Raw genomic sequence first — 18,735 nt, 5'->3', positions numbered from 1 at the left:
GGCCTCAGCGCCGGTCCGGCGCCGGCTCACCGGGAGCCGGGCCGTCGGACCCGTCGGCAGGCGCCGAAGCGTCCTGCGCCGGGATCGCGTCGGAGGCCGGCGCGGTCTCGTCGGAATCCGCGTCGGACGCGGCCGGAGCGGAGTCGGTGGCGGCCGGCGCGGGCGCCTCGGCCGGCGAGGCGTCCGTGCCCGTCTCGGTGATCGGCTCGGAGGCGACCTCGGCCGGGTCCACGCCGACCGGCTGCTCGGCGGTGGCCGGAAGCACGGTGGTGGTCCCGGTACGGGTCGCCGCCACCTCCACCCGCGCCGCCTCGGCCGCGCCGAACAGGCGCGGCAGCGTGCCGCTGTGCGCCTCGCGCAGCTCGTCCAGGCCGATCCGGAACTGGCCGTGCACCTCCAGCGCGCCGGAGGCCGGGTCGGTGACGCCGATGAACTCCCACGGCACGCCGCGCTCGGCGCAGAGGGCGGTGAACGCCTTCTCGTGCCCGCGCGGCACCGACACCAGCGCCCGGCCGGCGGACTCGCTGAACAGGAACACGAACGGCATCGAGCCACCGGCGAAGTGCTCCGGCACCACGACCCGGGCGCCGACGCCGCGGCGCAGGGCCGACTCGACCAGGCTCTGCGCCAGGCCGCCGTCGGAGAGATCGTGCGCCGAGCTGAGGTGACCGACGCGGGCCGCCTCGGCCAGCAGCTCGGCGAGCTGCCGCTCACGGGCCAGGTCGACCTGCGGCGGGATGCCGCCCAGGTGCTCGTGGGTCACCCAGGCCCACTCCGAGCCGGACAGCTCGACGTGCGTCTCGCCCAGCAGGAAGAGCTGGTCGTGGTCGCCGGCCGCGCGGGGCACGAAGCCCATCGGCACCCGGTTCGCCACGTCGTCGAGCACGCCGAGCACGCCGACCACCGGGGTCGGGTGGATGGCCGCCGCGCCGGTCTGGTTGTAGAAGCTGACGTTGCCGCCGGTCACCGGGATGCCCAGCTCCAGGCAGCCGTCCGCCAGGCCGCGTACGGCCTCGGCGAACTGCCACATCACGCCCGGGTCCTCCGGCGAGCCGAAGTTCAGGCAGTTGGTGACCGCGATCGGCTTCGCGCCGGTCACCGCCACGTTCCGGTACGCCTCGGCCAGCGCCAGCTTCGTCCCGTGGTACGGGTCGAGGCGGGCGTACCGGCCGTTGCCGTCGACGGAGAGCGCGACGCCGAGGCCGCTGCGCTCGTCGATCCGGATCACGCCGGAGTCCTCCGGCTGGGCGAGCACGGTGTTGCCGAGCACGTAGCGGTCGTACTGCTCGGTGACCCAGGTCTTGTCGGCCAGGTTGGGCGACGCGATCATGCGCAGCACGGTCTCCCGGAGCGCCTCCGGGGTGTTCGGCCGGGGCAGCGTCTCGGCGCGGTCGGCCTGGAGCAGGATCAGGTCGGCCGGCTCGCGCATCGGCCGGGCGTAGACCGGGCCGTCGTCGACGAGCGAGCCCGGCGGCACGTCCACCACGAGCTGGTCGCGCCAGGTGACGACCAGGCGGCCCGGCTGGCCGTCCGGGGACGGCGCGGTGACCTCGCCGATGGCGGTGGCCCAGACGCCCCACTTCTCGGCGGTCTTGAGGACCGCGTCGAGCTTGTCCGGCGAGACGACGAGCAGCATCCGCTCCTGGGACTCGCTGGCCAGGATCTCGTGCGGCTCCATCGACGGCTCGCGCAGCGGCACCCGCTCCAGCCACACCCGCATGCCGGTGCCGGCGGAGGCGGCGGTCTCGGTGAGCGCGCAGGTCAGGCCGGCGCCGCCGAGGTCCTGGATGCCGACGACCAGTTCGGCGTCGTACAGCTCCAGGCACGCCTCGATCAGTAGCTTCTCCATGAACGGGTCGCCGACCTGCACGGACGGGCGGCGCTGCTCGCTGCCCTCGTCGAAGGTGGCGCTGGCCAGCACCGACACGCCGCCGATGCCGTCGCGGCCGGTCTTGGCGCCCATCAGGACCACGATGTTGCCGGGGCCGGTGGCGTCCTTCTTCTGCAGCCGGTCGACCGGCAGCACGCCCAGGCAGAGCGCGTTGACCAGCGGGTTGCCCTGGTAGCAGGGGTCGAAGACGACCTCGCCGCCGATGTTGGGCAGGCCGAGGCAGTTGCCGTAGCCGCCGACGCCGGCGACCACGCCGGGCAGCACCCGGGCGGTGTCCGGGTGGTCGGCCGCGCCGAAGCGCAGCGGGTCCATCACGGCGACCGGGCGCGCGCCCATGGCGAGGATGTCGCGGACGATGCCGCCGACGCCGGTCGCCGCGCCCTGGTACGGCTCGACGAAGCTCGGGTGGTTGTGCGACTCGACCTTGAAGGTCACCGCCAGCTCGTCGGAGACCTGGACCACGCCGGCGTTCTCCCCGATGCCGGCGAGCAGCCGGTCGCTCGGCGGGGCCTTCTCACCGAACTGGCGCAGGTGCACCTTGCTCGACTTGTAGGAGCAGTGCTCGCTCCACATGATCGAGTACATGGCCAGCTCGGCCTGGGTGGGCCGGCGGCCGAGGATGTGCCGGATCCGGTCGTACTCGTCGTCGCGGAGGCCCAGCTCGGCGTACGGCTGAAGCTCTTCCGGCGTCTCGGCGGCCCGGGGGACGGTGTCCACGCCCGGCGCCCACTCGTCGGTCGGGCCGCCCTGCGGCTCCCGCAGGGCCGGGTCCGGATGGGTGGTCATGACGTCTCCTTGTTGCGCTCGCCGCCCGTGCGGCGGGTGAGCCGACCGATGATCACGGCCACCATCACGCCGGCGCTCCCACCAGGTGCTTGAGCACCGAGGTGAAGAAGCCGAGGCCGTCCAGGGACGGGCCGGTGAGCGCCTCCACCGCGTGCTCGGGGTGCGGCATGATGCCGACCACGTTGCCGGCCTCGTTGGTGATCGCGGCGATGTCGCGCAGCGATCCGTTGGGGTTGCCGCCGACGTAGCGGGCGACGACGCGGCCCTCGCCCTCCAGCCGGTCGAGCGTCGCGGCGTCCGCGACGTAGCAGCCCTCGCCGTTCTTGACCGGGACGAGCACCTCCTGGCCCGGCTGGAACGCGTTGGTCCAGGCGGTGCCGGTGGCCTCGATCCGCAGGACCTGGTCCCGGTTGCGGAAGTGCAGGTGCTGGTTGCGGGTGAGCGCGCCGGGCAGCAGGTGCGCCTCGCAGAGGATCTGGAAGCCGTTGCAGATGCCGAGGACCGGCAGGCCACCTCGCGCGGCCTGGACGATCGTCTCCATCACCGGGGCGAACCGGGCGATGGCGCCGCAGCGCAGGTAGTCACCGTAGGAGAAGCCGCCGGGCAGGACGACGGCGTCCACCCCGTGCAGGTCCGGGTCGCCGTGCCAGAGCCGGATCGCCTCGGCGCCGGCGATCCGCACGGCGCGGGCCGCGTCCCCGTCGTCGAGCGAGCCGGGGAAGGTCACCACACCGACCCGGGCGGTCACGACTGCGCGCCCGCGGTCTCGTCGGTGTTTACCACGCGGACGGTGAAGTCCTCGATGACCGGGTTGGCCAGCAGCTTGTCGGCGATCTCGCGGGCCCGGTCCAGGTCCGGTTCGCCGGTGAACTCGATCTCGATCCGCCTGCCGATCCGAACCGAGGCGACGTCGCTGACGCCGAGCCGGGGCAGCGCGTTCGCGACGGCCTGGCCCTGCGGATCGAGGATCTCGGGCTTGAGCATGACGTCGACTACGACGCGAGGCACGGGGCACTCCTGACTGTGTACGCAGTTGGGTGCCGGCCCACTATCGGGCGAGCGCAGCCAGCCTACCTGGCAGATACCGCCCGGCCCGAACCGGCCGGGGGCAGTTCCGGCAGTGCCGGGCGGGACCGGCGACGCCGGCCGGGCACCGTTGCCCGTTCGTTGCTGCGTCGATGCGAATTCGTTGCGCTCGGTGCCTGTGGGTGACCCTCCACACCCCCCTCTACCAGGCATTCTGCTGCGAAACGCCCCAGCTTGGACAGGTATCCGACAGCACGTCGACGCGACACGCGGCGGACGTCACGCCATCGGCGTTTTTCGATTCATCTCTTGTGACACCGCGAGGCACGCCCGTAGCATGCATCGTCAGATGTCGATGCACCCGATCGATGTCTCTCGCCGGCTCCCCCGTCCGGCGGGTGTCATTCTGCCCGGCAACCCCGGGCGTCGCGCAGAAGGAGCCCCGACATGCGCCTCCGTCCCCTGCTCGCCGTGCTGACCACCGCGCTGGCCGGTGTCCTGGCCACCGCCTCCGGCGCCGCCGCCGCGCCGGCCGGCCCGCAGCCGATCATCGGTGGCGGCACCGTCTCGTCCGCGCCCTGGGCCGCCGCCGTCTTCAGCAACGGCTCGTTCACCTGCTCCGGCAGCGTGATCGCGCCCCAGTGGGTGCTCACCGCCCGGCACTGCGTCAGCGGCACCATGTCCGTGCGGGTCGGCAGCGTCTACTACGCCTCGGGTGGCGTCACCCGCACCGTGAGCGCCTCCTACACCCGCTACGACCTGGCCCTGCTGCGCCTGTCCAGCACGGTCAGCACCTCCGCCGTCTCGCTCGCCAGCAGCAACCCGCCGGTCGGCTCCACGAACACCATCTACGGCTGGGGCATGACCTGCTACAGCGGTTGCGGCGCGTCGCCCCAGCTCAAGACCGCGAGCGTACGGGTGACCAGCACCAGCGTCACCGACGCGTACGGCGGCCAGGCGATCCGGAGCACCCGGGTCAACGGCAACGCCTGGCGGGGCGACTCGGGTGGCCCGCAGTTCTACAACGGCCAGCAGGTCGGCGTGGCCTCCACCGCCGACGGCCAGAGCATCCAGAACTACGGCAGTGTCGCGTACAACCGGTCCTGGATCGCCTCGACGGCCGGTGTCTGACGGTTGATGCCGATGCGGCGCGGATCGGCCGGGAGCAGCCCGGCCGTCCGCGCCGCGTCGTTTTTCAGCATGCGATCAGCTGAACACGGCTCCCGAACCACCCGGCCGAGGGCTGACAGCATCGGAAACGTGCTGGTCGTGACGACGGATCAACTGCCTGGCTACGAGATCCGCCAGATCCTCGGCGAAGTGGTCTCGTCGATGGCGAGGACCCGCAACCCGTACCGCGAGGGGGTCAAGAACCTGCGCGGTGGCGCATACGACCCGCTGGCGCCGGACAACCTGACCCGGTGGCGTACCGACTCGGTGGCCCGGCTCGGCGAGGAGGCCCGCCGCCTCGGCGCGAACGCGGTGATCGGCATGCGCTTCGACAGCCGCGACTGCGGCGAGATGTGGATGGAGATCTGCGCGTACGGCACGGCGGTGATCGTCGCGCCCAAGATGCCGGACGTCATGCCGCCGGACCAGCCGGCGATCGCGGCCGAGACCGCCCACGACCCGGAGATCGCCTCCGCCCCGGGCGGCATCGCCGAACCGGCCAGCGCCCCCAACCTGAGTTCCGCAGCCGAAACCCCCACCGGCCCCTGACCCCTCGCTTTGCGGCGTCGATCATGAAGTTGACGGCAGGAATGATCTCCCTGAGTGCCGCCAACTTCATGATCGCCGGGGAAAGGGCCTGGGTCAGAGGATGGGGGGTGGGGAGTAGGTGGCGGCCTGGGGGTGGGACTCGACCACACCGGTGATCCTCGCGGTCACGCGGTTGACCTGGTCGGCGGCGGCGCCAACGAAGGCGTTGCGGTCGGCCACCAGGGTGTCGATCTCGGCCCGGGTCAGGCCCAGCCGGCCGTCGGCTGCCAGGCGGTCGAACAGGTCGTTCTCCGCCGCGCCCTTCTCCCGCATGGCCAGCGCCACGGCGACCGCGTGCTCCTTGATCACCTCGTGCGCGACCTCCCGGCCGACACCCCGGCGTACGGCTGCCACCAGGATCTTCGTGGTGGCGAGGAACGGCAGGAAGCGCTCCAGCTCCCGATTGATCACCGCCGGGTAGGGGCCGAACTCGTCCAGCACGGTGAGGAACGTCTGGAACAGCCCGTCGGCGGCGAAGAAGGCGTCCGGCAACGCGACCCGGCGTACCACCGAGCAGGAGACGTCGCCCTCGTTCCACTGGTCACCGGCCAGCTCACCGACCATCGACAGGTAACCCCTGATGATCACCGCGAAGCCGTTCACCCGCTCCGACGAGCGCGTGTTCATCTTGTGCGGCATGGCGCTGGACCCGACCTGGCCCGGCTTGAAGCCCTCGGTGACCAGCTCCTGGCCCACCATCAGCCGGATCGTGGTGGCCAGCGACGACGGCGCGGCGGCCACCTGGGCCAGCGCGGAGAGCACGTCGAAGTCCAGCGAACGCGGGTAGACCTGGCCGACGCTGTCCAGCACCCGGCTGAAGCCCAGGTGCCCGGCGACCCGGCGCTCCAGCTCGGCCACCTTCCCGGCGTCGCCGTCGAACAGGTCGAGCTGGTCGGCGGCGGTGCCCACCGGCCCCTTGATCCCCCGCAGCGGGTAGCGGCCGATCAGGTCCTCCAGCCGCTCGTACGCGATCAGCAGCTCCTCCGCGGCGGACGCGAAGCGCTTGCCGAGCGTGGTGGCCTGCGCGGCGACGTTGTGCGACCGGCCGGTCATCACCAGCGCCGAGTACTCGCCCGCGTGCCAGCCCAGCCGGGCCAGCGTGGCGACCACCCGGTCCCGGATCAGCTCCAGCGAGGCGCGGATCTGGAGCTGCTCGACGTTCTCGGTGAGGTCCCGGGAGGTCATCCCCTTGTGCACGTGCTCGTGCCCGGCGAGCGCGCTGAACTCCTCGATCCGGGCCTTCACGTCGTGCCGGGTGACCCGCTCCCGCGCCGCGATCGAGGCCAGGTCGACGTCGTCGACCACCCGCTCGTACGCCTCGACCACGCCGTCCGGCACCGGCACGCCGAGATCACGCTGGGCCTTGAGCACCGCCAGCCAGAGCCGGCGCTCCATCCGGACCTTCTCCTCCGGCGACCAGAGGGCGACCAGTTCGGGCGAGGCGTACCGGTTGGCGAGCACGTTCGGGATCGTCGTCACGGCCCTCATTCTCGCGTACGGGCTCGCGCCGCCACCGGTCGGCCCGCTGGTGGCGGACGCCCTGGACCGGTCCGGCCCGGGGCGTCCGTCTTATCCGGTCAGGGCAACAGGTTGATCAGATCCGGGTGACCGGCAAGCGCCGTGACCTGCTCCAGAGTGAGCGGCGGGGTCGCGCCACCCTTGACGCCCTTCGGCCAGCGACGCCCGAAGTCTCCGTCCGTCGGCATGTCCGAGGCGCCTCCGGTGTTGGGCCGGTTGTCGATCACCACCTCGACCGTGCCGCGGTCGGGTCGCTGGACGAACACGCTGTAGACCACCGACCCGGCCGGACGGGAGACGATCGTGACGACCCGGTTCCCGTCCGGGCGGGTCGACTCGGTGCACTCGCCGTCATGCGCGTGCGCCCGGTGCGTCGCGGGCGGGAGCGCCCCGACCGTGGCGCAGCTCAGCACCAGCGCCGCGCGGCGCTCCACGATGATCTCCCCGTCGCCGGCCAGCCCGCCTCGCTGCACCATGAAGTTGTACGACAGGAGAGTCGCGCCGTTGGGCCCGTCGCCCCCTCCGCGGAAGGGCAGCAGATAGATCATTCCGTCCGGCGAGACGGCGTCGAGCGCGCCGGTGGCTGCCGCCGACGCTGCGCCGTCGTAGTCCCACCTGAGCGGGCTGTAGACCTGGCTGGTGGCGGTTCCCGCCGGGGGCCGTGGGGCCAGGACGAGCGACGGCTCCCGTGCAATCTCGATCGTCTGTTCCATCGAGAGCGCCGGCTTGTCCTGCGTGAGATAGAGGCGGACCAGCGTGCCGTCCGGGCGAAGCGACTCGATCAGGTAGCTGTTGCTTCCCGTCGGCCGGGCCGAGTCGGGGCGCGAGCCGAAGTCGGAGAGCATCCGCCGGGCTCGCAGGCGCTCGCCACCAGGGAACTCGGTTACCGTGCAGTGACGGGCGGCGAGCGCGGCGGTCGGGCAGGGCGGGGCGACCGACCAGGCTGCCTGTCCGTCGCGCACCAGCCGTAGCGTGACCTGCGCGGCCCGGTTCCCGACCCGGAACGTGGCGGCATCCATCATCGGTGCGTCGACGCTCAGCCAGCCCTTGGGCTCGAACCCGACCGGGGTCGGGCTGCTCTCGCCGCCCCACTTGGTCAGCCAGGTGAAGTCGGGTGCCTGCCGGCGCAGAGCGCTGGTCAGCGCCGCCTCGAGACGCGCCGCGTCCGCGGCGGTGCCCGCGACAGTGGTGACGGTGGACGTGGCCGCCGGTGTGGGGGACGGCTCCGGCGCGAGGGCGACGGCCCGGTCGACCACGACCGGGATCAGCTGCCCGACGGCGACCGGAAGCTTGTCCTCGGCGGTGACGGTCCTGAGGCTCAGGTTCAGAAACGTGCCGTCCCGACGCAGTGCTGTCACGCCAGCGCTCTCTGTCCGGCTCGACATCTGATCCCGGAGCTGCGGTGGCACCTCCTGCTCCCAGACCGACCGGTGGTACCTGATCTTCTCGCCGTCCGGACCCGTCTGCTCGCCGCACTCGACGGCGTTCTTGGAACATCCGCGAGCCGCCTCGGCCTGCCAGCTCTTCGCGCCGTCAGGAGTGATCTGCAGGCTCGCGACCAGGTCCACCCCGTCCGCCCGGAAGCTGCCGTTTCCCCGGTAACCGAGGGAGCCGGGGCCCATCACGTTGGAAGCCCACGCGGGGGTGTCAATCACCGGCCCGTCCTTGACCGCCCAGGCCAGGCGCGGCACCGCGCGGGTCAACGCCGCGATCACCGCGGCGTCGATCCGGTCCAGGTCCTGATCGCTGCCGGGAATCGTCGTGACGGCCGGTGCCGGCTTGGCCGGCTGGGCGTGCGGCTTGCCGATGAGCGTCGTGGTGCCGACCAGCACTGCCGCCACCACCGCGGCGACAGCCGTCATGCCGCCGCCGATCCGCAGCCGCCGGGCCCGGCGCTGTCCGCTGATCACCCGGTCGACATCCACCGTGGAGACCGGCGGCTCGCCGATCAGATCGTCGAACAACTGCCGGTACGTCATGACAGCTCCCCTCGGGTCGACGGGATGCCGCCCAGCAGCAGGCGCAACGCCTCCAGGCCGCGTGCGGACTGGCTCTTCACAGTGCCGGTACTGATACCCATGACGTCGGCGGTCTCCTCCACCGACAGGTCGCAGTAGTAGCGGAGCACCAGCACGGCGCGTCGTCGGGGCGGCAGCTGGCCGAGCAGGGCGAGCAGCATGTCGCGTTCGGCGAGCGTGGGCTCCGGCAGGATCATGTCGGCGGTCTCCGGCACCGTGTCGGTGCTGTGCTCGCGCCGCCAGGGCCGCCGCCGCTCGTCCAGCCAGGCGTTTGTGAGCATTCCGCGCACGTACGCGTCGATGTTCTCCGCCGCGCGGACCCGGCGCCAGTGCCGGTAGAGCTTGCCGATCGTGATGGAGACCAGGTCGTCGGCGGTGTGCCACTCGCGGCAGAGGAGGTACGCGGTGCGGCGCAACGACTCCAGCCGGGCGGTGACGAACTGCCGGTACTCGTCTTCCTCGGCCCGGTTCACGTCCCGGAGCCTCTCGTACGCCTCATGCCCAGGTGACGCGGCCGAGCCGCCCTCGGGTTGCTCCGGGCGCCGACGGGAACGTGGAGCAGGGCTGCGGCCGGGACCGCAGCCCTGCCGGAGGCTGTCAGCGCTCCAGGATGGCTGTCACGCCCTGCCCACCGGCCGCGCAGATGGAGATCAGGCCGCGCCCGCTCCCCTTCTGATCAAGCAGCTTGGCGAGCGTGGCGACGATCCGGCCGCCGGTGGCGGCGAACGGGTGGCCGGCCGCCAGCGAGGAGCCGTTGACGTTCAGCTTCTCCCGGTCGATCGAGCCGAGCGGCGCGTCCAGGCCGAGGCGCTCCTTGCAGAACTCCGGCGACTCCCAGGCGGCGAGGGTGGCCAGCACCTGGGAGGCGAACGCCTCGTGGATCTCGTAGAAGTCGAAGTCCTGGAGGCTGAGCCCGGCCCGGGCCAGCATCCGGGGCACCGCGTACGTGGGGGCCATCAACAGGCCCTCGTCGCCGTGCACGAAGTCGACGGCGGCGGCCTCGGACCAGGAGAACCATGCCAGCACCGGCAGGTTGTGCGCCTTGGCCCACTCCTCGGAGGCGAGCAGCACCGTCGAGGCGCCGTCGGTGAGCGGCGAGGAGTTGCCGGCGGTCATGGTGGCCCGCTCGGCGTCCGCGCCGGAGGCGCCGAAGACCGGCTTGAGCGAGCCGAGCTTCTCGAGGCTGGTGTCCGGCCGCAGGTTCTGGTCGCGGGTGAGCCCCAGGTACGGGGTCATCAGGTCGTCGAAGAACCCCTTGTCGTACGCGGCGGCGAGCCGCTGGTGCGAGCGCAGCGCCAGTTCGTCCTGTGCGGTGCGGTCGACGTTCCAGCGCAGCGCGGTCCGGGCCGCGTGCTCACCCATCGACAGCCCGGTACGGGGTTCTGCGTTGCGCGGGATGTCCGGCTTGAACGGCTGGTGCGGGCGCAGCTTCGCGGCGATCTTGAGCCGTTCGCCGAGCGTGCGGGCCGAGTTGAGCTGGATCAGGGTGCGCCGCATGTCCTCGTTGACGGCGAGCGGCGCGTCCGAGGTGGTGTCGACGCCACCGGCGATGCCGACCTCGATCTGCCCGAGGGCGATCTTGTTGGCGACCAGGATGGCCGCCTCCAGCCCGGTGCCGCAGGCCTGCTGGATGTCGTACGCGGGAGTGTGCGGGTCGAGCCGGGAGCCGAGCACCACCTCGCGGGTGAGGTTGAAGTCGCGGGAGTGCTTGAGCACCGCGCCGGCCACGACCTCGCCGACCCGCTCGCCGGCCAGCCCGAACCGGGCGACCAGCCCGTCGAGCGCCGCACCGAGCATGTCGGCGTTCGACGCGTGCGCGTAGCGCGAGTTGGACCGGGCGAAGGGGATGCGGTTGCCCCCGATGACCGCGACCCTCCGGACACTCTGCACGATCGGCCTCCCTCGAAACTGTTGCCCGAACCCTACTCGCCAGTAGGCTACGCCTATGACCGACAGGTACGCGAGCTTCGTCCAGACGGGGGCCGGTCGCGCGCTGGTCAAGCGCCTCGGGCTGCCCGACCCGCCCCGACTGCGCCGGCACACGCCCGGTGACCCGCTCGTTCCCGGGCCGGTCCTGCTCGGCGCCTCGGCCGGCGGCCGGATCGCCGAGCCGGCCGGCAAGATCCTGACCACCGCCGGGGTCGAGCTGGCCGATCCGGTCGCCGCGCACGACGCCGACCGCCGCTTCGCGGCCCTGGTGTACGACGCCAGCGGGATCACCGACTCCGCCGGGCTGCGCCAGCTCTACGACTTCTTCCACCCGCAGGCCCGGTCGCTGCTGCCCAGCGGCCGGGTGATCGTGCTGGGCACCCCGCCGGCCGAGTGCGGCTCTCCCCGGGAGGCTACCGCCCAGCGCGCGCTGGAGGGCCTGACCCGCAGCATCGGCAAGGAGTTCGGCCGGGGCGTGACCGCCCAGCTCGTCTACGTGACCCGCGAGGGTGACGCCGGCACGCCGGTGAGCCTGGAGTCCACGCTCCGGTTCCTGCTCTCCGGCCGCTCCGCGTACGTCTCGGGCCAGGTCGTACGCGTGGGCACCGGCACCGCGGTCGCGCCGGCCGACTGGGACCGGCCGTTGGACGGGCAGGTGGTGCTGGTGACCGGCGCGGCCCGGGGCATCGGCGCGGCGCTGGCGAAGGTGCTGGCCCGCGACGGCGCCCAGGTGGTGGCGCTGGACATCCCGGCGGCCGGGGACGAGCTGGCCGCTGTCGCCAACGAGATCGGCGGCAGCGCGGTGCAGCTCGACCTGACCGCGCCTGATGCGCCGACCCGGCTGGCGGAGCATCTGGCGTCCCGGCACGGCCGGGTCGACGTCGTGGTGCACAACGCGGGCATCACCCGGGACAAGACGCTGGGCCGGATGGACGCCGACCGGTGGGACTCGGTGATCGATGTGAACCTGTCCAGCCAGGAGCGGATCAACGACGTCCTGCTGGAGCGCGACCTGATCCCGGCCGGCGGCCGGATCGTGTCGGTCTCGTCGATCGCCGGGATCGCCGGCAACCGGGGGCAGACCAACTACGCGACGAGCAAGGCCGGCGTGATCGGCCTGGTCGACTCGCTCTCCCCGGTGCTGCGCGAGCGCGGGATCAGCCTGAACGCTGTCGCGCCGGGATTCATCGAGACGCGGCTGACCGCGCGTATCCCGCTGACGATCCGCGAGGCGGGACGGCGGATGAACAGCATGGCGCAGGGCGGCCTGCCGGTGGACGTGGCCGAGACGATCGGCTGGCTCTCCTGGCCGGCGAGCGGCGCGGTCAGCGGCAACGTGGTCCGGGTCTGCGGCCAGAGCCTCCTGGGGGCGTGATGGCACCCCGTGACCACGAGGACGACGACCTGACCCTGCACGACCTGATCGAGGGCCCCACCCGCGACCTCACGGCCGCCCGAGCCGCCGCCCTGGCCCGCACCAACGCCGCCGCCCGCCCCACCTCCGACGATCATGAAGTTGACGGCACTTCTGGAGATCCACAAGGCAGCCAACCTCATGATCGACGGGGTGAAGGAGCGGTGGGGCGGCGGCGGGTGGAGTTGGACGGGCTGCCTGCCAGTGGGGCGCTTTATCGGCGGGCGTTACTCGGGGTGGTGCCTGGGGTTGGGGGGCGGCGCGGGAGTGACGTGCCGGGGCTGGAACTCGCCGTTGGCGGGGTCTCTGTGGATCAGCGGCACCTGGCGGACTACGACCGGGTGTGCGGGTTCCGGCTGACCGACCGGCTGCCGGCGACATACCTGCACGTGCTCGGGTTCCCGCTGTCGCTGCGGCTGATGACGAGCCCCGGCTTCCCGATCCCGCTCACCGGCGTGGTGCACGTGGCCAACCGGATCACCGTGCACCGCCCGGTCGAGGTCGGCGAGCGCGTCGACTTCCACACGTACGCGGAGAACCTGCGCCCGCACGAGCGCGGCCGCCAGCTCGACGTGGTGCTGGTCGGCTCGATCGGCGGCGAGGAGGTGTGGCGCGGCGTGTCCACGTACCTCGGGAAGGAGCGTGCGTCCGGCGGCGCGCGGCGCGACCGGGGTGACCGCCCGGCGCCGCCGGCCGCCTCGGCGCGGTGGCGGGTGACGCCCCGCGTGGGTACTGATTACGCGCGCGTCTCCGGCGACCACAACCCGATCCACACCTCGAAGCTGGGCGCGCGGCTGTTCGGTTTCCCGCGCCCGATCGCGCACGGCATGTGGAGCAAGGCCCGATGCCTGGCCGCGCTGGAACCCCGGCTACCGGAGGCGTACACGGTGGACGTGGCGTTCAAGCTGCCGGTGCCGCTGCCGTCGACTGTGGCGTTCAGCGCCTCGCCGAACGGCGCGGGCTGGGACTTCGCGCTGCACAGCGCCCGGGACGGGAGGCCGCACCTGACCGGTTCGGTGCGCTGAGGAAAAGAGGGGACTTGCCGTCCCCTCTTTTCGGCGCTAAGTTGTTCTCAGAGTGAGTTGTTCTCAGCCTGAGAGAGTGAGTGACCGTGAACGAGCAGGACTTCCTCGCCGGGTACGACCCGCGGGACTACCCGGCGGTCGCGGTCACCGTCGACGTGGTCGCGCTGACCATCCGCGAGGGCGCGCTGCACCTGCTGCTGATCCGCCGCGGCGCGCCGCCCTACGCGGGGCACTGGGCGCTGCCCGGTGGCTTCGTCCAGCCGGACGAGGACCTGACCGCCGGCGCCCGCCGCGAGCTGGCCGAGGAGACCGGCCTCGGCGGCGAGCGACTGCGCCGGGTGCACCTGGAACAGCTCGGCAGCTACGGCGCGCCCGACCGCGACCCGCGCATGCGGGTGGTCTCGGTCGCGCACCTGGCGTTCGCTCCCGACCTGCCCGACCCGGTCGCCGACACCGACGCCGACGAGGCGATCTGGCTGCCGGTGACCGCGCTGACCAGCCGGCAGCTCGCCTTCGACCACGGCCGGATCATCGACGACGGCTTGGAGCGCGCCCGTTCCAAGCTGGAGTACACGCCGCTGGCCACCCGGTTCCTCGCCCCCGAGTTCACGATCACCGAGCTGCGGGAGGTCTACGAGACGGTCTGGGGGCACCCGCTGCACGCCGGCAACTTCCACCGCAAGGTGCTCTCGGTGCCCGGCTTCGTGGAGAGCACCGGCGCCAGCACCGAGCGCGGCGGCGCGCGCGGCGGCCCCCGGGCCAAGCTCTACCGCGCCGGAGACGCCCGGCTGCTGCACCCGGCGCTGCTGCGCCCCGCCCGGGAGGAGACGGTGCGGTGAGGACCGAAGAGGCGATCCGGCTGGTCACTGCCGCGCGTACCGACGCCGACCTGTTCGGCGCCGACGAGCCGGCCCGCCGCTACCGCGAGCTGGTCGGCGCGCTGCACCCCGACCGGCTGGGCGCGGCCGACCCCGGTGTACGCGCCGCCGCCGCCGAAGCACTCGTCACGGTCACCACCCGCTGGCGCACCCCGGCCCCCGCGTACACCGGCGACGTCGCCACCCTGCACGAACGCAAGGAAGGGCCCCCTGTTAACGCCTCCGGTAGAGGAGGGGCCCCTTCTTATCACCTGGCCAAGGTGGCCCGGCACCCCGGCGACAACGACCTGATGGCCCGCGAGGCGCGCGCGTTGCGCCGCATCGCCGAGCGCGGCGACGCCAGACACCTCGCGTACGTGCCGAAGCTCGTCGACTCCTACCCGGCGCGTGACCCGTCGACAGGCGTGCAGCGGCAGGTCAACGAGCTGGTGACCGTACCCGGGCTGCGCAGCCTCGACGACGTGCGCCGCGCGTACCCGGACGGGCTGGACCCGCGCGACGCGGCCTGGATGTGGCGGCGGCTGCTCGTGGCGCTCGGCCTGGCCCACCGCGCGGGCGTGGTGCACGGCGCGGTCCTGCCCCGGCACGTGCTGATCGAGCCGGACGCGCACGGCCTGGTGCTCGTCGACTGGTGCTTCTCGACCGAGCCGGGCGGGCTCGTGCCGGCGCTGGTGCCCGGCCACGAGGACTGGTATCCGCCGGAGGTCGCCGCGAAGCGGCAGTGCGGCCCCGGCACCGACATCGCAATGGCCGCCCGCTGCATGACCTGGCTGATGGGCGACCGCGCGCCGCGCGAGCTGCGCGCCTTCGCCGACGGCTGCCAGGGCGCCGCGCTCGCCACCCGGCCCGACGACGCCTGGCGGCTGCTGCGCGAACTGGACGAGGTGCTGCACCGGCTGTACGGGCCGCGCACCTTCCGACCCTTCACCCTCAACCCGTAGGGAGGCTGCCATGGGCAGTGGAATCTGGTCCACCGACGTGTACGACGCCGCCGACCGCTACCGGCGCCGCACCGGCAAGAGCGCGTTCTCGTACAGCGACAGCGGCGCTCGCAAGGTGCACCCGGCGCTCGACCCGCGCGACGCGCTGCGGGAGAGCCGCGACTCCGCCGAGCACCCGCAGTCGACGCCGATCGCCGTGCTGTTCGACGTCACCGGCTCGATGGGGCACGTGCCCCGGGTGCTGCAGAGCAAGCTGCCGCAGCTGCTCGGCCTGCTGCTGCGCCAGGGGTACGCGAGCGACCCGCAGATCATGTTCGGCGCGATCGGCGACGCCACCTGCGACCGGGTGCCGTTGCAGATCGGGCAGTTCGAGTCCGACAACCGGATGGACGACGACCTCGGCCGGATCGTGCTGGAGGGCGGCGGAGGCGGCCAGATGATGGAGTCGTACGAGCTGGCGCTGTACTTCATGGCCCGGCACACGGCCACCGACAGCTGGGACAAGCGCGGCCGGCGCGGCTACCTGTTCATCATCGGCGACGAGCTGGCGTACGCGGGGGTGAAGCGCGCGGAGGTGGCCCGGCTGATCGGCGACGACCTGAGCGAGGACGTGCCGGTCCGGCAGATCGTGGACGAGGTGACCGCGCGCTGGGACACCTACTACCTGCTGCCCGCCGGCAGCCACTACGCGGGCAACCGCAAGGTGCTGGACTTCTGGCGCGGCCTGCTCGGGCAGAACGCGGTCGAGCTGGACGACCTGGACGCGGTCTGCGAGACGATCGCGCTCACCGTCGGGCTCGGCGAGCAGGCCATCGACCTGGACGCCGGGCTGCGCGACCTGGACCGCGCCGGCTCCACCGCCACCCGGACCGTCTCGAAGGCGCTCGCCCGGCTCGGCTCGGGACGCCGCGCGGTGGCGACGCTGCCGTTCAGCCCGGCCGACGGCGGAAGCGGGGTCACCCGGCTGTGAACCACGTGATGGTGGTCGACCTCGGCTACGGCGACGCCGGCAAGGGCACAGTGGTGGACCTGCTCTGCGCCACCCGGCAGGTGCACACGGTGGTCCGGTTCAACGGGGGCGCGCAGGCGGCGCACAACGTCGTCCTGCGCGACGGGCGGCACCACACGTTCGCGCAGTTCGGCGCCGGGACGTTCCGTCCGGGCGTACGGACGCACCTGGCGCGGCACGTGGTGGTGGACCCGCTGGCGCTCGCCGCCGAGGCCGACCACCTCGCGTCGGTCGGCGTACCAGACGCGCTCGACCGTCTGACTGTGGACGGGGAGGCGCTGCTCGCCACCCCGTACCACCGGGCCGCCAACCGCGCCCGGGAGATCGCCCGGGGAGCCGACCGGCACGGCTCCTGCGGGCTCGGGGTGGGCGAGGCGGTCGCGTACGGCCTCGCCCACCCCGACGAGGCACCCCGGGTGGCGGACTGCCGCCGCCCGGCGGTGCTGCGCCGGCGGCTGACCGCGCTGCGGGACCGGCTCACCGCCGAGCTGGGCCCGCTGGACGCGCCGCCGGTCCAGGACTGCCTGCCCGCGTACGCGGCCTTCGCGCGCCGGGTGGCGATCGTCGACCGGACCTGGCTGGCATCCGCGCTGCGCGAGGGCACCTGCGTGTTCGAGGGCGCGCAGGGGGTGCTGCTGGACGAGTGGCACGGCTTCCACCCGTACACGACGTGGAGCACCACGACGTTCGCCAACGCCGAGACGCTGCTCGCCGAGGCGGGCCTGGCCGGTACCGCGCAGCGGCTCGGCGTGCTGCGCACGACCACCACGCGGCACGGTCCCGGGCCGCTGGTCACCGAGGACGCGGCGCTGCCGTTCCGCGACCGGCACAACGGGACGAACCCCTGGCAGGGCCGGTTCCGGTTCGGGCACTTCGACGCGGTCGCCCACCGGTACGCGCTGGAGGTCGCCGGTGGGGTGGACGGGCTGGCGCTGACCCACCTCGACCTGGCCGGGTCCGAGCTGCGGATCTGCCGCCGGTACGAGGGCCTGGACCGGCTCGTCCCCGGCCCGGCCGGTGACCTGGACCGGCAGGCGGCGCTCACGCAGCGGCTGCTGCGGGCCCGGCCGGTGCTGGACTCGGCGCCCGCCGACTGGGCGGGGGCGGTCTCGGAGGCGCTGGGGGCGCCGGTGGTGCTCACATCGCGCGGGCCCACGGCCGAGGAGAAGGAAGGGCCCCTTGTTAACGCCTTTTGTATGGGAAGGGCCCCTGCTTAACACCGCACCACCGAGCATGGGTGCATGGGGGACGCGCTCGACCTGCTGCACCACACGGTGACCTCACCGTGGGTGTACCTGGTGATCATCGCGGTCACCGCCGTCGACGCGTTCTTCCCGGCGGTGCCCGGCGAGACCGTGGTGATCACGGCCGGGGTCTTCGCGGCGGGCGGCGAGCCGGACCTGGCGCTGGTGATCGTGACCGCCGCGTTCGGCGCGCTCGTCGGCGATCACGTCTCCTACGCGATCGGGCGCGGCGGCGGCGCGCACCGGCTGGCCCGCTTCCCGGCGGACAGCCGGCGGCGGGCCGGCTCCGAGTGGGCCCGCCGGGCCGTCGATAGGCGCGGCGGGATGATCCTGACCACCGCCCGGTACGTCCCCGGCGGCCGCACCGCCGTCACGCTGACCATGGGTGCGGTCCGCTATCCGGTGCGGATGTTCCTGCTGTACGACGCGCTGGCCTGCGCGACCTGGGGGATCTACTGCACGCTGCTCGGCTACTTCGGCGGCCTGGCGTTCGAGCACAACCCCGTCTCCGGGCTCCTCGCCGGGGTCGCCATCTCGCTCGCGGTCACCGGGCTGTTCGAGGCCGCCCGCTGGGGCCGGCGGCGGGCACACCGGCGAGCCGCCGCGCGCCGCGACTGTTAAAAAGGGGCCCTTCCACTACCGGAGGCGTTAAGTGAGTGTTTGAGATTCCGGCTCAGGTGTGGGTTGCCTGGGCCGGTTTCGTGTGTCGGGCCAGGCGGGTGACCATGACGTGGATCATGGCCCAGGTGACGAAGGCGGCGTGGCTTGTGGGTAGGTGTTCGTAGTCGCGGACGCAGCGGCGTTTCTTGCTGATCCAGGCGAAGGTGCGTTCGACGACCCAGCGGCGGGGCAGCACGACGAAGGTGTGTTGTCCGGGGAGTTTGTGGACCAGGTGCACGGTGAGGTCGAGGGCGTGGCGGGCCCAGGTGCTCAGGGTGCCGATGTAGCCGCCGTCTGCCCAGAGCAGGCGTAGGCGGGGGTGGAACAGCCGGGTGCGCCAGAGCAGGTCACGGGCGATGGTGCGGTCGTTGACGTGCGCGCCGGTGATCATGACGGCCAGGAGCAGGCCCATGGTGTCCACGACGATGTGGCGTTTACGGCCGTTGACCTTCTTCGCGACGTCGAAACCGCGGCTGTGTCGGGGCACGGTGTCCGCGGCGCGCACCGACTGAGAATCGATCGCTCCGGCGCTGGGATGCGCGTGCCGTCCGGCGGCGGTACGGCACTGCTCCCGCAACCGGTCGTGCAGACGCATCAACGTGTGGTCATCGCGCCATCGAGCGAACCACCAGTACACC

The 18,735-nt window shown here is 72.7% G+C and carries 17 protein-coding genes; 9 read left to right on the top strand and 8 right to left on the bottom strand.

Going from position 1 to position 18,735, the window contains the following annotated elements:
* Positions 1-4: 4 nt before the first annotated feature.
* The 3 genes from purL to purS form a co-directional block, all read right to left on the bottom strand.
* Positions 5-2,677 carry a phosphoribosylformylglycinamidine synthase subunit PurL gene (gene purL / locus A4R25_RS25375; protein WP_064448337.1) on the bottom strand — a complete coding sequence of 891 codons (2,673 nt, stop codon included), beginning with the start codon at positions 2,675-2,677 and terminating at the stop codon, positions 5-7.
* A 64-nt stretch (positions 2,678-2,741) separates the two neighbouring features.
* Positions 2,742-3,425 carry a phosphoribosylformylglycinamidine synthase subunit PurQ gene (purQ, locus tag A4R25_RS25370; protein ID WP_064448336.1) on the bottom strand — a complete coding sequence of 228 codons (684 nt, stop codon included), beginning with the start codon at positions 3,423-3,425 and terminating at the stop codon, positions 2,742-2,744.
* Complete coding sequence (gene purS, locus A4R25_RS25365; protein ID WP_043327541.1) at positions 3,422-3,685, bottom strand: phosphoribosylformylglycinamidine synthase subunit PurS; 264 nt, start codon at positions 3,683-3,685, stop codon at positions 3,422-3,424. The genes purQ and purS overlap by 4 nt, the downstream gene beginning before the upstream one ends.
* Positions 3,686-4,150: 465 nt before the next feature.
* Between purS and A4R25_RS25360 the strand changes: the two genes are divergently transcribed.
* Complete coding sequence (locus A4R25_RS25360; protein ID WP_043327542.1) at positions 4,151-4,834, top strand: trypsin-like serine protease; 684 nt, start codon at positions 4,151-4,153, stop codon at positions 4,832-4,834.
* Positions 4,835-4,846: 12 nt separating this feature from the next.
* A complete protein-coding gene (locus A4R25_RS25355) occupies positions 4,847-5,422 on the top strand; it encodes a YbjQ family protein (protein WP_181373706.1) in 576 nt (191 codons plus the stop codon).
* A gap of 93 nt (positions 5,423-5,515) precedes the next feature.
* Here the strand turns inward: A4R25_RS25355 and purB are convergent, their stop codons facing one another.
* The 4 genes from purB to A4R25_RS25335 all read right to left on the bottom strand — a co-directional run bounded on the left by purB (position 5,516) and on the right by A4R25_RS25335 (position 10,887).
* Positions 5,516-6,949, bottom strand: coding sequence for an adenylosuccinate lyase (gene purB / locus A4R25_RS25350; RefSeq protein WP_370446779.1), 1,434 nt, complete (start codon positions 6,947-6,949; stop codon positions 5,516-5,518).
* A gap of 89 nt (positions 6,950-7,038) precedes the next feature.
* A complete protein-coding gene (locus tag A4R25_RS25345) occupies positions 7,039-8,958 on the bottom strand; it encodes a hypothetical protein (protein WP_064448334.1) in 1,920 nt (639 codons plus the stop codon).
* A complete protein-coding gene (locus tag A4R25_RS25340; RefSeq protein ID WP_043327545.1) occupies positions 8,955-9,470 on the bottom strand; it encodes a SigE family RNA polymerase sigma factor in 516 nt (171 codons plus the stop codon). Before A4R25_RS25340 ends, A4R25_RS25345 begins: the two co-directional genes overlap by 4 nt.
* 124 nt (positions 9,471-9,594) lie before the next feature.
* The gene (locus tag A4R25_RS25335) at positions 9,595-10,887 is read right to left on the bottom strand and encodes an acetyl-CoA C-acetyltransferase (protein WP_064448333.1); all 1,293 of its coding nucleotides are present in this window, start codon (positions 10,885-10,887) and stop codon (positions 9,595-9,597) included.
* 55 nt (positions 10,888-10,942) lie between these two features.
* On the opposite strand from A4R25_RS25335, the gene A4R25_RS25330 reads away from it, so the two are divergent.
* From A4R25_RS25330 to A4R25_RS25300, 7 genes are all read left to right on the top strand, one after another.
* A complete protein-coding gene (locus tag A4R25_RS25330) occupies positions 10,943-12,301 on the top strand; it encodes a 3-oxoacyl-ACP reductase (RefSeq protein ID WP_064448332.1) in 1,359 nt (452 codons plus the stop codon).
* Positions 12,301-13,365, top strand: coding sequence for a MaoC/PaaZ C-terminal domain-containing protein (locus A4R25_RS25325; protein WP_231915643.1), 1,065 nt, complete (start codon positions 12,301-12,303; stop codon positions 13,363-13,365). Before A4R25_RS25330 ends, A4R25_RS25325 begins: the two co-directional genes overlap by 1 nt.
* Before the next feature lie 80 nt (positions 13,366-13,445).
* Positions 13,446-14,204 carry an NUDIX domain-containing protein gene (locus tag A4R25_RS25320; protein WP_197494967.1) on the top strand — a complete coding sequence of 253 codons (759 nt, stop codon included), beginning with the start codon at positions 13,446-13,448 and terminating at the stop codon, positions 14,202-14,204.
* Positions 14,201-15,184: a hypothetical protein gene (locus A4R25_RS25315; protein WP_064448330.1), complete on the top strand. Its 984-nt coding sequence runs from the start codon at positions 14,201-14,203 to the stop codon at positions 15,182-15,184. Before A4R25_RS25320 ends, A4R25_RS25315 begins: the two co-directional genes overlap by 4 nt.
* Positions 15,185-15,194: 10 nt before the next feature.
* On the top strand, positions 15,195-16,154 hold the full coding sequence (locus tag A4R25_RS25310) for a hypothetical protein (RefSeq protein WP_064448329.1): 960 nt from the start codon (positions 15,195-15,197) through the stop codon (positions 16,152-16,154).
* Entirely contained in the window at positions 16,151-17,410 is a 1,260-nt protein-coding gene (locus A4R25_RS25305) for an adenylosuccinate synthetase (RefSeq protein ID WP_064448328.1), read from the top strand. Before A4R25_RS25310 ends, A4R25_RS25305 begins: the two co-directional genes overlap by 4 nt.
* A 24-nt stretch (positions 17,411-17,434) precedes the next feature.
* The gene (locus tag A4R25_RS25300) at positions 17,435-18,058 is read left to right on the top strand and encodes a DedA family protein (RefSeq protein ID WP_043327550.1); all 624 of its coding nucleotides are present in this window, start codon (positions 17,435-17,437) and stop codon (positions 18,056-18,058) included.
* A gap of 52 nt (positions 18,059-18,110) precedes the next feature.
* On the opposite strand, the gene A4R25_RS25295 is transcribed toward A4R25_RS25300, so the two are convergent.
* On the bottom strand, positions 18,111-18,735 hold a 625-nt coding region (locus A4R25_RS25295; protein ID WP_157539161.1), incomplete at its 5' end, for an IS5 family transposase.

The organism is Micromonospora sp. NBRC 110037 (genome assembly GCF_001652995.1).
Lineage (GTDB): Bacteria > Actinomycetota > Actinomycetes > Mycobacteriales > Micromonosporaceae > Micromonospora > Micromonospora chalcea.
The sequence above is the reverse complement of the archived record's forward strand: the minus strand, read 5'-3'. Positions and strand labels throughout refer to the sequence as shown.

Excerpts from the sequence above, each read along its gene's own strand:
- purL (WP_064448337.1), bottom strand. The coding sequence starts at position 2,677 with ATGACCACCCATCCGGACCCGGCCCTGCGGGAGCCGCAGGGCGGCCCG.
- A4R25_RS25360 (WP_043327542.1), top strand. The coding sequence starts at position 4,151 with ATGCGCCTCCGTCCCCTGCTCGCCGTGCTGACCACCGCGCTGGCCGGT.
- A4R25_RS25355 (WP_181373706.1), top strand. The coding sequence starts at position 4,847 with ATGCGGCGCGGATCGGCCGGGAGCAGCCCGGCCGTCCGCGCCGCGTCG.
- purB (WP_370446779.1), bottom strand. The coding sequence starts at position 6,949 with ATGAGGGCCGTGACGACGATCCCGAACGTGCTCGCCAACCGGTACGCC.
- A4R25_RS25345 (WP_064448334.1), bottom strand. The coding sequence starts at position 8,958 with ATGACGTACCGGCAGTTGTTCGACGATCTGATCGGCGAGCCGCCGGTC.
- A4R25_RS25330 (WP_064448332.1), top strand. The coding sequence starts at position 10,943 with ATGACCGACAGGTACGCGAGCTTCGTCCAGACGGGGGCCGGTCGCGCG.
- A4R25_RS25325 (WP_231915643.1), top strand. The coding sequence starts at position 12,301 with ATGGCACCCCGTGACCACGAGGACGACGACCTGACCCTGCACGACCTG.
- A4R25_RS25310 (WP_064448329.1), top strand. The coding sequence starts at position 15,195 with ATGGGCAGTGGAATCTGGTCCACCGACGTGTACGACGCCGCCGACCGC.
- A4R25_RS25300 (WP_043327550.1), top strand. The coding sequence starts at position 17,435 with ATGGGGGACGCGCTCGACCTGCTGCACCACACGGTGACCTCACCGTGG.